Origin of the sequence: Candidatus Leptovillus gracilis (assembly GCA_016716065.1) — a bacterium.
Classification (GTDB): Bacteria; Chloroflexota; Anaerolineae; order Promineifilales; family Promineifilaceae; genus Leptovillus; species Leptovillus gracilis.
Window position 1 is genome coordinate 784,578 of record JADJXA010000001.1, and the last position, 13,564, is coordinate 798,141.

Genomic DNA, 13,564 nt, shown 5'->3' on the forward strand with positions numbered 1-13,564 from the left:
GCTCTATCTACCACAGGATTAAGGGGCATGAATTTAAAGACATCTGTACTTGAAGCAATCCAGAGCCAATACCGGGAGATTTTTGGCGAGCGGTTCGAGTTGGGCGTGCCGCTGGCGAAGTATACGTCGGCGCGGGTCGGCGGCCCGGCGGAAATGTTTCTGACGGTAGAAAACGCGCTGGAACTGCAAACGGCCGTAGAACTGGCTTATGCCCAACACATTCCCTACTTCATCCTCGGCGGCGGCTCCAACATCCTGGTCGCCGACGAAGGCGTGCGCGGGCTGATCATCATGAACCGCGCCAAAACCGTGCGCTTCCGTCACACCGGCGCCCACGTCGTCTGCACCGTCGAGTCTGGCATGAACCTCTCCTCGCTGGCGCGGCAGTGCGTGGGCAAGGGGTTGGGTGGGCTGGAATGGGCCATCAGCATCCCCGGCACGTTGGGCGGCGCGGTGGTGGGCAATTCTGGCGCGCACGGCGGCGACATGGCCGGCAATTTGCTGGCGGCCAACATCTGGGAACCGGGACGCGGGGCCAAACTGTACAGCAAAGAAGAGCTGAAATACAGCTACCGCGACAGCCTGCTGAAGCGGGAGCAGGGGCGCAACCTGGCGCGGCGCGTCGTGCTTGCGGCCGAGCTGCAATTAACGCCAGAACCGGTCAGCGTGTTGACCGCCCGCGCCGACGGCTTCACTGCCTATCGCAAGCAAACGCAGCCCGGCGGCGCCAGCATGGGATCCATGTTCAAAAACCCGCCCAACTATTACGCGGGCTATCTGATTGATACGGCCGGTCTCAAAGGTTTTCAGGTCGGCGCGGTGCGTATTTCCGAAAAGCACGCCAACTTCTTCGTCAGCGACGGCGACGCCACGGCCGAAGACATTCGCAGCCTCATCGCCGAAGCCTGGCACCGCGTGCGCGAGCAGTTCGGCGTGGAGATGGAATTGGAAGTGGAATTGGTAGGCGAGTGGCAATTTAATGAATAGTTGGGAGTGGATAGTTGTTAGTTGATAGCAAGAAGCTGTCCACTAACAACTATCCACTATCAACTCCCAACTAACAACTAACAACTCTCTATGGAAAATCCAGGCAAAATCCAGGTTGGCGTCATCTTTGGCGGGCGGTCAGGCGAGCATGAAGTGTCGCTGCTGTCGGCGCAGTCGGTGATGGACGCATTGGACCGGGCGAAGTACGACGTAGTGCCGGTGGGCATCACGCGCGACGGCCGTTGGCTGACCGGCGAGGTGATGGCAGCGCTGGCCGAAGGGCATACGGCCGTGCAAACAGCCGCCCTGCTGCCCGACCCCCAGGCATCTGGCCTGATGGAACTACGCGAAGATGGTGTGCAGGCCGCCGGGGTAACGGCCGTCACCCATCTGGACGTCCTGATCCCTGTGCTGCATGGCACCTATGGCGAAGACGGCACGGTACAAGGTTTGCTGGAATTGGCCGATTTACCCTACGTCGGCGCGGGCGTGGTTGGCTCGGCGGTGGGCATGGACAAGGCGATCTTTAAACATGTCATGGCGGCCAATGGCCTGCCGGTGCTGCCCTGGAAGCTGATCACGCGGCAAGAATGGCAGGCGCGCGGTACGGCCGTATTAGACGAATTAGAAGCCATCCTGAGCTACCCTATGTTCACCAAACCGGCCAACCTCGGCTCCAGCGTGGGCATCAGCAAATGCCAAAATCGCGCCGAACTAGAGGCAGGGCTGCGTGAAGCGGCCCAATACGACCGGCGCATCGTCGTCGAACAGGGCATCCATGTGCGCGAACTGGAAGTGGCCGTGCTGGGCAACGAAAACCCGGCTGCCAGCGTGGTGGGCGAAATCCGCCCGCGCCGCGACTTTTACGACTACACGGCCAAGTACCTGGCCGCGCCAGACTCCGATGACTATTCGGAGCTGATCATTCCGGCGCAGCTGGATGCGGCAACGGCCGTTGCCGTGCAAGCCCTGGCCCTGCGCGCCTACCAGGCCATAGACTGCGCCGGCATGGGCCGCGTGGATTTGCTGCTAGACACGGACACCGGCGCACTCTATATCAACGAAATCAACACCATTCCCGGCTTCACCCGCATTTCCATGTATCCCAAACTGTGGGAAGCCAGCGGCCTGCCCTACCCACGGTTGCTAGATAGACTAATCGAACTGGCGTTGGAACGGCACACTGAAAAAGCCAATACCAAGACCAGCTTCTCGGCAGGAGTTGATAGTTGATAGTTGGGAGTTGATAGTAGGCAATCCGAAATCAAAAATCCGAAATCTTATGACACAAGACCCACAACCCAAACGACCCCGTCGTTCCCAACCGTCAGGCCGCCCGCCGGGCCAACGTCTGCGCAAGCAGCCGCAAATGCGCCAGGTGCAGTCGGCCCATGTTCTGCGGCCGCCGCGCATTGCTGCCCCGGCCGTGCCGCCAACAGCGCGCCATCGCCGCCGCCGCAACCGGCGACAGGCGACTACCCTGCCGCTGCAAGGCTTGAAAGGCTTTGTTTTCTCGGCTCGCTGGTTGAGCCTGGGTCTGCTGCTGTTTACGGTGTTTGCCCTGTATTTGGCCGCCACCGAAGAGCAGTTCTATCTGACCACCATTCCGGTCACGGGTACCATTTCCATTCCCCCGGCGGAGGTTGTGGCCGCCAGCGGATTGGGCGGCGCGCATGTGTTTGCCGCCGACCCCAACGAAGCGGCGGCGCGCATTGCCCAACTGCCGGGCGTGGTTGCCAGCAAGGTCACGCTGTCCTGGCCGAACCAGGTAGAGATTGAAATTGTGGAAGATACACCCATTGCTGTCTGGCAAGAGGGCGGCCAACAGTTCTGGATCACCAAACGGTATGAACTTATCCCGGCGCGCACGCCGGCTATTGGGCTTTTGACGATTGAGTATGAGGCGCCGCCAACACCTTCCGCCGATAGTCTAAGCCTGGATGAGATGGAAGGAACCGGGGAAACGGCCGTGTCCCCCCACGCCGCCATCGGTTTTATTCCCAACGATGTCCTCCTGGGTGCGCTCCAATTGCGCCAGCTACGGCCGAATATAGACAAATTGTATTACCGGCCTGCGAGTGGTTTAAGCTACCAAGACGGCCGTGGCTGGCGCGCCTACTTTGGCACAGGAACCGACATGAACCAGAAATTGGCAGTTTACGAAACCATCGTCGCCGATTTACAGGTCCGGCAAATACAGCCGGCCTACGTCAGCGTGAGCAACCAGGCTAAACCCTACTACAAAGCCCCGTAAACTGGGAGGGCAAAGATTTATGGAAGAAATCGTTTTTGGACTTGACATCGGCACCACCAAGATTTGCGCCCTGGTTGGCGAAGTACGCCAGGGCAAGCTGCAAATCATCGGCATGGGCATTGAAGCGGCGCGTGGAATGCGCAAAGGTGTGGTCATGGATGTCAGCGAAACATCCATCGCCGTCGCCAAAGCGGTGGAGCAGGCTGAGCAAACCTCTGGCTATAACCTGTCTCAGGCAATTGTCAGCATGGCCGGCGAACACATTGGCTCCAGCAACAACCGGGGCGCCGTCGCCATTGGCCGCAGCGATGGCGGCGTCACCGCCGAAGATATTGGCCGCGCCCTGGACGCCGCCCAATCCATCGCCGTGCCCCACCACCGCCAGATTGTCCACCTCATCCCGCGCAGTTACACCATTGACGACCAGGACGGCATTCGCAACCCACTGGGAATGCACGGTTTTAAGCTGGAAGCGGAGACCCATATTGTCACCGCCGCCAGCCCGGCCGTGATGAACCTGAACAAATGCCTGGATAATGTGGGCATTCGCGCCGATACCTTTGTCCTCAACGCGCTGGCCTCCGGCGAAGCGGTGCTGGAACCCAACGAACGGGAAATGGGCGTCATCATCGCCGACATCGGCGGCGGTACTACCGATATCGCCCTGTATATGCAGGGCACAGTCTGGCACACCACCGTCATTCCCATCGGCGGCTACCACATCAGCAACGACATCGCCATCGGCCTGCGCGCCCCCTACGACGTGGCCGAACAGGTGAAAATCCAACATGGCGACTGCCGCCCAGCGCAAATTGACCCCAATTTCTTGTTCACTGTAGAGCCATTTGGCGGGGAGAAAATTCAGGTGGGGCGGCAAGACCTGGCCTACGTCATTGAAGCGCGCACGGAGGAAATCTTCCAATTGATTCTGCAAGAAATTCGCCGCTCTGGCTATGATGGCCTGCTGCCGGCGGGTATTGTACTCACCGGCGGCACGGCCCAACTGCGCGGCATCACCGAGATTGCCGAGCGGGTGCTGAATGTACCGGCGCGAGTGGCCCGGCCCAAAAACATTGTGGGCATGGTGGAAAATCTGAACAGTCCCGCTTATGCCACCGGGATTGGTTTACTTAATTGGGCCACAGACGGGCATGAATCGTACCGCCCCCGGCCAAACAGTGGCTTATGGGGACGGCGTATGGGTAGTTTTTTGCGGGCGCTGCTGCCCGGCTAATGAATCCAATTCCATCAACGTACCAGTTTTGTAAAAGGTTGTTGGCTGAAATAAACAGAGGGATGTGAAAATGAAAGCACAGGAATATGCAAAAAGAGTACAGAGAATGCCGGAAGCGGAGGGCACCGCCCTGATTCGCGTGGTCGGCGTGGGCGGCGGCGGCAGCAACGCCATCAACCGCATGATTGAAGAAAACATCGTCGGTGTGGATTTCATCGCCGTGAATACGGACCGTCAGGCGCTGCAAACCAGTCTGGCGCCGCACAAGTTGCAGTTGGGCGAACGGGCCACGCGCGGCCTCGGCTCTGGCGGCAACCCGGAAGTGGGGCTGAAAGCGGCCGAAGAGTCGGTGGAAGAGCTGCATGAAGCGCTGCAAGGCTCCGATATGGTGTTTGTGACGGCCGGTATGGGCGGCGGCACAGGAACCGGGGCGACGCCGACGGTGGCTAAAGTAGCGCGTGAAGAAGGGGCGCTGACGATTGGGGTGGTGACACGGCCGTTTTCCTTTGAAGGCGCCCACCGTGCCCGCGCCGCCGAAGCCGGTATCGAAGAGCTAAAGGAACATGTGGACACGCTGATCGTCATTCCCAACGACAAGCTGCTGGAAACGGCCGATAAGCGCATCAGCCTGCTCGACTCCTTCAAACTGGCCGACGACGTGCTGCGGCAGGGTATCCAGGGCATCAGCGAACTCATCACCGTGCCCGGTCTGATCAACCTGGACTTCGCCGACGTCAAGGCGATTATGTCTCTGGGCGGCGCCGCGCTGATGGCCGTGGGGCACGGCTCCGGCGATGACCGCGCCCAAAAAGCGGCCGAGCAGGCGTTAGCCAGCCGCCTGTTGGACATCACCATCGACGGCGCGCGCGGCATCCTCTTTAACGTCACCGGCGGCCCGGACCTGAGCCTGTTTGAGATCAACCAGGCGGCGGCCATCATCCGCGAAACGGCCCACCCAGACGTGAACCTGATTTTTGGCGCGGTGATTGATGAGACGATGGGCGACGCCATTCGCATCACGGTCATCGCCACCGGCTTTGAACATTCTATGCCGATGATGCGCCCTTTGGCCCGGCCGGCCAGCCAGTCAGCTAGCAGTGGCAGCCTACGCCGCGAGACGGTGAGTGTGAGCAGCCAACCAGCCACGCCGGCGCCCAGCAGCCGTTATGAATCTGATTCCTCTGCCTATCGCGTCAATGATCTCGACGTCCCTGCCTTTTTGCGCAAAAAACGCTAATTCAGTAACCGGTATCCAGTGTTCAGTGTTCGGGGTGCGCCTACTGAACACTGAACACTGGATACTGAACACCAAGCACTGTTCCAAGAACGGCCGTTAATTTTTTAAGGTTTTTTCACGTCTCAGTCGCTTGTTTCAGGGACGGCCGTATGCTATAATTCTGCCACTCTCGCACGCCAGATATAGGGTTATAGCAGTTCCATACCCCCATATTTGGCGTGTAAATGGATTTCTGCCCAGCAAAGATACACCTGGGCAGCAAAACCATAGGATTTTTTACCGTGAAATGCCCTTACTGCAACAACGACAAAACCCGTGTCATAGACACCAGCCACGACAACCGCGGCGGCACGCGCCGCCGCCGAGTATGTGATGTTTGTGGTCAACGGTACAGCTCATATGAACGGCCGATCTTAGCCACTCCCTTGCTGGTGAAGCGGGATGGCACGCGGGAAGAGTTTTCCCGCGATAAGGTGTTGGCCGGGGTTCGGGTGGCCTGCGCCAAACGGCGGGTAGCCGCCGCCGACATCGAAAATCTGGCCGGTGAAGTTGAAGCCGAGCTGCAACAACTGGGACGCGCAGAAGTGCCAAGCCGTCTCGTGGGCGACAAAATCATCGTTAAACTCAAAGAGTTGGACAAAGTCGCTTATATTCGTTACGCCATCGTCTATCTGGGTCTCGACGACCTGGAATCCATCCGTACCGAAATCGATCGTCTATTACAGACCAAGTAAGGCAGGCTCGCGCATCCCTCAGAGCTTGTGGGGTGGTCTGTTCTCCATATTTGTGTCCGATACCTTTATCTCAAGCTAAAAGGAGCGTATTCATGTCTGAAAATCACGGCGCGACAATTCAATTGCCACAAGAAACGAGTCAAAAGAAAAGCGGCGTCAACGGGAAAAAGGGGAGCAATGGGAGCAGCCCTCTGCAGGCCGACAGCATCTATTTTAAAGTAGCCATACCCAAACAGATTGTCAAGCGCGACGGCCGTATCGTGCCCTTCGACGCGGACCGCATTCAGATCGCCCTGGAACGCTGTTTCGCCAGCCTGACCAACCCACCCCAAACCTCTGTTGAAGACCTGACGCATCAAGTGGTCAACGTCGTTGCCGCCAAATACAGCCTCCCTACCGTGGAAGGCGTCCAAGACATCGTCGAGATGGCGCTGCAAGCCGCCGGTGAATACGAGGCGGCCAAACATTACATTCTCTACCGCGCCGAACACGCCAAAATGCGTGTGCATCGCCCCGTGCCCGAAGAGGTGCGCCAGGCCTTTGCTGAATCAGACAAATACTTTCCCACGCAGTTGCAAAAATTCCAGTTTTATGACAAGTATTCTCGCTTTAGCTACGAGCTAGGCCGACGCGAAACCTGGATCGAAACCGTAGACCGGGCCGTCAATTACCTGCGAGAGTTATCAGATTACCGTCTGCCGGCCGAAACCTACGAACGCCTGCGCCAGGGCATTTTGCAAATGAAGGTGATGCCCTCTATGCGCCTGCTGGCGATGGCCGGGCCGGCCGCCCGGCGCAACAACATCGCCCTTTACAACTGCTCCTACATGCCGGTGGACAGCATAGACTCATTTGTCGAAGCGCTCATCATTTCCATGAGCGGCTGCGGCGTCGGCTTTTCCGTGGAGCGGCAGTACGTGGAACAGTTTCCGCGCATCACCCGGCAAAAAGGCAACTCACCGCAAACCGTCGTCGTGGTGGATTCTTCCGAAGGCTGGGCCGATGCGGTGCGCACGGGCCTGACGGCCTGGTTTGAAGGCGAAGACGTGGTGTTTGACTACTCCCAGGTGCGGCCGGCGGGCGCGCCCCTGCGTGTAAAAGGGGGTCGGGCATCCGGGCCAGAACCGCTGCGCAAGATGTTGGAGTTCGCCCGCAGCCGGATTTTGGCGCGGCAGGGGGGATTTATACGGCCGTTAGATGCCCATGACATGATGTGCGCCGTCGGCGACGCGGCCGTGTCTGGCGGCGTGCGCCGCACCGCCATGATCTCCCTGTTCGACTACGACGACCTGGAAATGCTGCATTGTAAAGATGGCGACTTCTGGCGCAGCAACAGCCAACGTTGGAACGCCAACAATTCGGCCGTCTGGCCGGAACGGGAACTATCGCAAACCGAAATCACCCGCTTTGTCCTGGACATGGTGGAATCGGGGCGCGGCGAACCGGGCATTTTTAATCGTAAGGCAGCGGTGGAAAACCGGCCGACGCGGCGGCAGCCGGCGGTGTTTGGCACGAATCCATGTGGTGAAATTTTGTTACGGCCGTATCAATTCTGCAACCTCTCCAGCGCCGTCGCCCGCTTCAATGACACCTACGAAAGCCTGAAAGAAAAGGTAGAACTGGCAACCATCATCGGCACGATTCAATCTATGGCGACTTATTTTCCAGGTCTGCGGCCGCAGTGGCAGCAAAACTGCGTCGAAGAACGGCTGCTTGGCATAGACCTGAACGGACAAATGGACAGCCCGGCCGCCCAAGACCCGGACGTTCAGACCAACCTGCAACAAGTAGCCATCGAAACAAACCGGCAGTACGCTGCCATGTTAGGCATCAATCAATCGGCGTCCACCACCTGCGTCAAACCATCGGGCAACTCCTCCCAACTGCTCAACTCCGCCTCCGGCTTGCACGCCCGTTGGGCCGAATATTACATCCGCAACGTCCGTGTGGGAACCCATTCCCCAGTGTGCAAAGTGCTGCAAGACGCGGCCGTACCCATGGATCCAGAAAACGGCCAGACCCGCGACAATGCCAATACCTGGGTCATTCACTTTCCGGTTAAATCGCCCGAAGGCGCTGTAACGCGCAACGACCGCACAGCCCTGGAACAATGCGAATTCTGGCTGCAAAACAAACTCAATTACACCGAACATAATCCCAGCGTCACCATCACCTACCAACAAGATGAGGTATTGGACATCATCCGTTGGATTTGGGAACACCAGGATAAGGTGGGCGGCATGGCCTTCTTACCGGCTTTCGACGCCCAATACGATCAGATGCCTTACATGGAAATCGGCCGGGAAGAATATGAGCAGTTGGTGGCAAAATTCCCGGAAATTGATTTCTCCAAGATTTACCGCTATGAAGAAGAAGACCTGACCACGGCGGCGCAAGAACTGGCCTGCCTATCCGGCCAATGCGATGCCTAGCAGCCGCAAACCGAAGTCCGTATCCCATTTTCCGTTGGCATTTGCCACAGATAGCGCCCTACGGAATACAGGATACGGACTTTGGTCACGACTGCTTCTGGCAGAGTTCCGCTTAAAATTGGATGTTGCTGCCCGTGCCATCGTGCCGAACCCCTAGCTTTCTGAGTCCCCGTAGAACAATCCAGCCGTTTCCAGATTAGGAAAATAGTAACCTACATTGTAAGATCAGCAATTTATACTCGTTTTTTGTATTGACACGCTTATTTAGATTCGCCATAATAACCATAATATTTTGAAGGAGCCGCTTGTGCTACCTAATCGAAGCAAACAAGGAGATAGGGCAATGAACAATACTCAGACGACAACTGAGGCAATTTCTGCTAACATCACAACATCAGACAACGTGCTATACGAAGCCCCGGCTGTCATCTATGAGGGTATGATCACGACCCGCGCAGGTACGCCAACCGGCAATCCAGACGGAGATCGGGCTGTTGACCCCGCAGACCTATTTGGTAACTAACTTCCAGGGCCACCCGACCGTTTTGGAACGATTTCACCAATCGTCCAGGTAGGTACAAGTCTCGCCTAATTACGGAACAATTTCTCTTGTCGCTTGAACAGTTGTCCAGAGAAATCTTCGCGCAATTTGTCGAACGATTTTCCAAATCGTTCTCTGGGCGATTTTCCAAGTGGCCTTACAACCGCAGGAAAAGACTTTTCTGGAAGCTATAACAAGCAATTGTGCATAGAATTTGTCTATGCAGCCGCAAGCGATTCAAAAGCCTGCGCCCTCAAAGAGGACGCAGGCTTATTTGCTTATGGTAGCGAGCCTGGATTGGGGAAAGGCCACTCTCTGAAGTCCAGCGTACAGTTATCTGTGTCGCGCCAATAAGGTAGGCGTTCCAGGCTGGCATTGAGTAAGCTAACCAACGGACAGCCAACCGCCCCAGGGTAATTCCCCGTACCATACGTCAATACATCCACCACCTGGTCCTGCACATTGCGCAAGATTACTTCATCACCCTGGTTGCCCAATTGTAAGAAGGTTGCCGGGTCTCCCCAAGACAAATCATCAATCAGGTCAGGCGTTAATGCCGACGTATTCAATATCTCGAAATCGGGATAGAAGCCATATTCGGCAAAGAAATCGGCCGCGCTGAGGGCGACAACAAGGACGCGACCAGGCAAAAGGAATGTGCCGGCCGGAAAACGGCGCGTGTCTTCAAAATCTGTACGATTCACCGCGTCGCTGATGCTGTAATGGCTTAGGTCCCAAATCAGCGGCGTGGGGTTGACCAGCTCGATAAACTCGGTCGTGTCGGGACCGGGGGGATCATACAAGACTTCGCTGATGAGGGGATGGGCGGCTGGACCGATGAAATTGTTCAGGACGATGGGCAAATAGAGCTGATGGGGCCAATCATGGATGAACATTTCGGCCAGCAAGGCGAACATGGCGTCGGATTGAACTTGCAGAGCTAATTCGCGGTTGTCCTTGTGCGATTGTTCGGAACCGTTCAGGCTGCCAACGTGGACGTAGCCACGGCCGTTCAGCCGAACCAGCACCATTTTGTTATGAATTCCCAGGCCGGTTGGGTTGTTCAGAGCGCAGTCCAGCCGTAGGCGTTCTAGCAGGGCCAAATTGTTCACATAATCACACGTCGCCCGGTTGCTGGTGGGGCTGGACGGGGCGTCGAAGAAGCTGTCCAGCAGCAAGCGCACGTCGGCGCCACGCCGGGCGGCGGCGATGTATGCCTCCAGCCGGGGATTGGGGTCGGTGGTTGGCGAACCGGTGGCTGCTGACCCCCAAAACGGCCGTTCATACAACTGCTGCACCCATACCACATCGCCGGTTCCCGCCCGGTTGACCAGGCCCAATAATCCATCCACATCGCGCAGGCTGTTTTCCGGCGATTGCACAATTTCCAATGGGAATACGCCGGTAAAAACGGAGGGCGCAGGATAAAACACCGGGTACGTAATGCCGCCGGTCGCCGTGATAGGCACAAAGTTGGGCGGCGGCAGCCAGTCTGGTGTGGGCAACCAACGAAAAACGTCAGCATGATGGGTGGGGTCAAAATCGTAGTCGTGCAGCAGTTGTACGTGCTGCACCACCGTGGGCGCATTGGTCAGCAGCACCACTCCGCGCCGCCCCCAGGTTCCATCGCTCTTATCATCATCGGGCAGGCTGTCTGGCGAGAAGTTTTGGCTGCTAATGATGACCCATTCGTCGTCCAGCAGCATGAATTTGGCATGTAGATAGCTGTAGCGGTCATTAATTTTGTTGGCCGCGTCGTTGATCATGAACCAGCACGCGCCAGATGCCTGTTCAATCTGCTGACAAATGTACTTTTCCTGATCGCTCAGGCCACCAGGAGGCCCGCCTTCCAAGAGAAGCGACACGGCAACGCCGCGATTGGCAGCCCGGACCAGCGCATCGCTAATGGCAATGCTTTCGATGGTCAGCGCCGCGGCGTGGATGCTGTTTTGGGCGTGGTCAATCTGGCTGACGATGGCGTGATAGGCGTTGTCTGGGGCGATGGCCAGAGTGATGACGGCCGTTTCCGTCACCCGTGTGGTGAAAAAAAAGGCGTCTAAATCCCAACCAGGGTAGCGCACTTTACGGCCGTTAATCACGTCGGTGGTAGATTGGGCCCAGTCGGCGGCTGTGTCGGTGTCCGGCGTCGGCTGACCGGTAAGTTGATCGCGCATCCGGTAAAGAATCTGGCCGGCCACGGCCAATCCGCCGCCGGCGTAAGGCTGCACCGCCGGCCCCAACCAACCGGGCTGCCCGATATTGCCGGCTTCATACACCAACACATCCACCCAAACGCCGGCGGCATTACGCAGCAGCACTTCGTCGCCATCGTTGGCGTAGCCAGGCCAGGCGCCGATAAGCGCCGGGATGGGCAGCCCGCCGGTTACTCTGGCCAGGTCTGGGGCATGGCCGAACTGCCGTTGGAACGCCAGGGCATCGTTGCTTAACCAAATGGCGGTCTGAGCGGGGATGAAGGTATTGGCTGGCAAAACGGCCGTCGCTGCTCCATCGCTGATCTGCCAGCCGCCCACGTCTATCGGCTGGGCGCTGACGTTGCGCAGGGCGATCGCCTCGTCGAGCAGCCCTTCATAGGCGTCGTAGTAAATGGCGTCTATGAGTACATCGCGGCGGCTGATGACGGTTACGGCCGTAGTCTGATTGTTGCTCTGGGTAGTTTCAGAGGTGGCTGTGGCCGCCTGGATGGTGTTGGTGAAGACGCCGGAAACGGCCGTGTCCAACGTCGTCGTCAGGCTAAATTGCCAGTCGGCGGCGGCTGGTAAATCGCCCAACTGCCAGACCAACGTGTGGGCGTCGGGCTGCGTCAGCGGATAGCCGCCGCTGTGGGCGATGTAGGTCAGGCCGGTTGGCAGGGTGTCGGTGAGAATGGTTTGCACGGCCGTCAGGTCGCCCAGATTTTGCACCCGAAGCTGGTAGACCACGTTTTCCCCAGGCGCGGCGATTGGCGGGCCGGTTTTACTCACGGACAGGTCGGCCATCGGCGGCAGTTCGCAGGAAGCAAAGGGGGCGCCATCCACCCGCGTGCCGGGGGAAAACAGGGAGGTGCTTGAACCGGCGGCGATGGTATGTTTGATGAGTGGATTTGGTCCGGTGAGGTCTGGGCTGCGGGTGAGCGATTGATTGTCACCGCCCTCGCTGCCATAGGTGTAGGAGATGACGGCCGTGCCCGTTAAATCTTTCAATGTCACCGTTTCATTCGTATTGTTCAGTGACAGGCTGGTTGTTGTCTGCACAATACTGCCGCCAAACGCGCCGGTAGGATTACCGCCGCCAAACACGATGACCGCGCAGCCCGGTGGCAGCACAGTCCCCGACCAGAACGTGTGGCGCGGGTTCGTCGGCGAAGCGACATCGTGCAGCGTCCAGCCGCTGAGATCCAACACATCATTGCCAACGTTGACCAATTCGACAAATTCGTCATCGTCGGCGCTGCGAATACCGTCGCCATTGGCGTCACCGGTTATGTCATCGGCCGGATCGGCGTGGATTTCGTTGATGATGATAAAAGGGGGATCGGTAGGAGCGGCAGCGGCCGTTTGCCCTCCTCCCCCGCCCAGCAGCGCCCACACAAAACAAACTGGCAAAATCGTAACCAACATCAACCAGGCCATACGTTTCCACATGATACCCTCCTCGTTCAGTGCGGAATACCGGTGCGGAGTGCGACATAACAAACCGCCCCATACGGTATGTCACATGATTCAATTGATTTACTTTTGATGACTGCACGCCGCGTTGAACCGGCAGGTCAACCGTAACTCAATACGTTTATAAAAGAAAATGGCAATTATTTCAAGAGAAACGCCGGATATTGTGCGACTCGGATTCGATAGCACGACCCCTTACAAGCAGCAATTCGCATTTTGAAATCCAGCCGTAGGGGCGGTGCAGCATCTTTGCCCATCACCAATGCCTGCCTCCCGCCTGTCTCGCCCCTCTTTGGGTCCCATTGGGCGAGACGGCGCGGGAAAATGCTGTTCGCTGCGGCTGTTACCTGTTCGCGCCGTCCCGCCCCTACGATAACACCAGGGCAAATTGAGAATTGCTGCCTTACAAGCCAGAAGCTTGCACAGCGAGCAAGCATATTTGTCAAAGATTACGCAGATTTGGCATGGTTCATTTCAGGC

At 57.7% G+C, this 13,564-nt stretch carries 8 protein-coding genes; 7 read left to right on the top strand and 1 reads right to left on the bottom strand.

Going from position 1 to position 13,564, the window contains the following annotated elements; all coding sequences use genetic code 11:
- The first annotated feature begins 27 nt into the window (after nucleotides 1-27).
- From murB to IPM39_03345, 7 genes are all read left to right on the top strand, one after another.
- On the top strand, nucleotides 28-987 hold the full coding sequence (gene murB / locus IPM39_03315; GenBank protein ID MBK8985101.1) for a UDP-N-acetylmuramate dehydrogenase: 960 nt from the start codon (nucleotides 28-30) through the stop codon (nucleotides 985-987).
- A 90-nt stretch (nucleotides 988-1,077) separates the two neighbouring features.
- Nucleotides 1,078-2,220, top strand: coding sequence for a D-alanine--D-alanine ligase (locus IPM39_03320; protein MBK8985102.1), 1,143 nt, complete (start codon nucleotides 1,078-1,080; stop codon nucleotides 2,218-2,220).
- A gap of 49 nt (nucleotides 2,221-2,269) precedes the next feature.
- Nucleotides 2,270-3,241: an FtsQ-type POTRA domain-containing protein gene (locus tag IPM39_03325; GenBank protein MBK8985103.1), complete on the top strand. Its 972-nt coding sequence runs from the start codon at nucleotides 2,270-2,272 to the stop codon at nucleotides 3,239-3,241.
- 19 nt (nucleotides 3,242-3,260) lie between these two features.
- The gene (gene ftsA, locus IPM39_03330; protein ID MBK8985104.1) at nucleotides 3,261-4,475 is read left to right on the top strand and encodes a cell division protein FtsA; all 1,215 of its coding nucleotides are present in this window, start codon (nucleotides 3,261-3,263) and stop codon (nucleotides 4,473-4,475) included.
- 106 nt (nucleotides 4,476-4,581) lie between these two features.
- Nucleotides 4,582-5,712, top strand: a complete 1,131-nt coding sequence (gene ftsZ / locus IPM39_03335) for a cell division protein FtsZ (protein ID MBK8985105.1) — start codon at nucleotides 4,582-4,584, stop codon at nucleotides 5,710-5,712.
- 281 nt (nucleotides 5,713-5,993) lie between these two features.
- Entirely contained in the window at nucleotides 5,994-6,446 is a 453-nt protein-coding gene (nrdR, locus tag IPM39_03340) for a transcriptional repressor NrdR (GenBank protein ID MBK8985106.1), read from the top strand.
- A gap of 92 nt (nucleotides 6,447-6,538) precedes the next feature.
- A complete protein-coding gene (locus IPM39_03345) occupies nucleotides 6,539-8,878 on the top strand; it encodes a recombinase (protein ID MBK8985107.1) in 2,340 nt (779 codons plus the stop codon).
- Nucleotides 8,879-9,697: 819 nt separating this feature from the next.
- On the opposite strand, the gene IPM39_03350 is transcribed toward IPM39_03345, so the two are convergent.
- A complete protein-coding gene (locus IPM39_03350; protein ID MBK8985108.1) occupies nucleotides 9,698-13,060 on the bottom strand; it encodes a lamin tail domain-containing protein in 3,363 nt (1,120 codons plus the stop codon).
- Nucleotides 13,061-13,564: the final 504 nt, after the last annotated feature.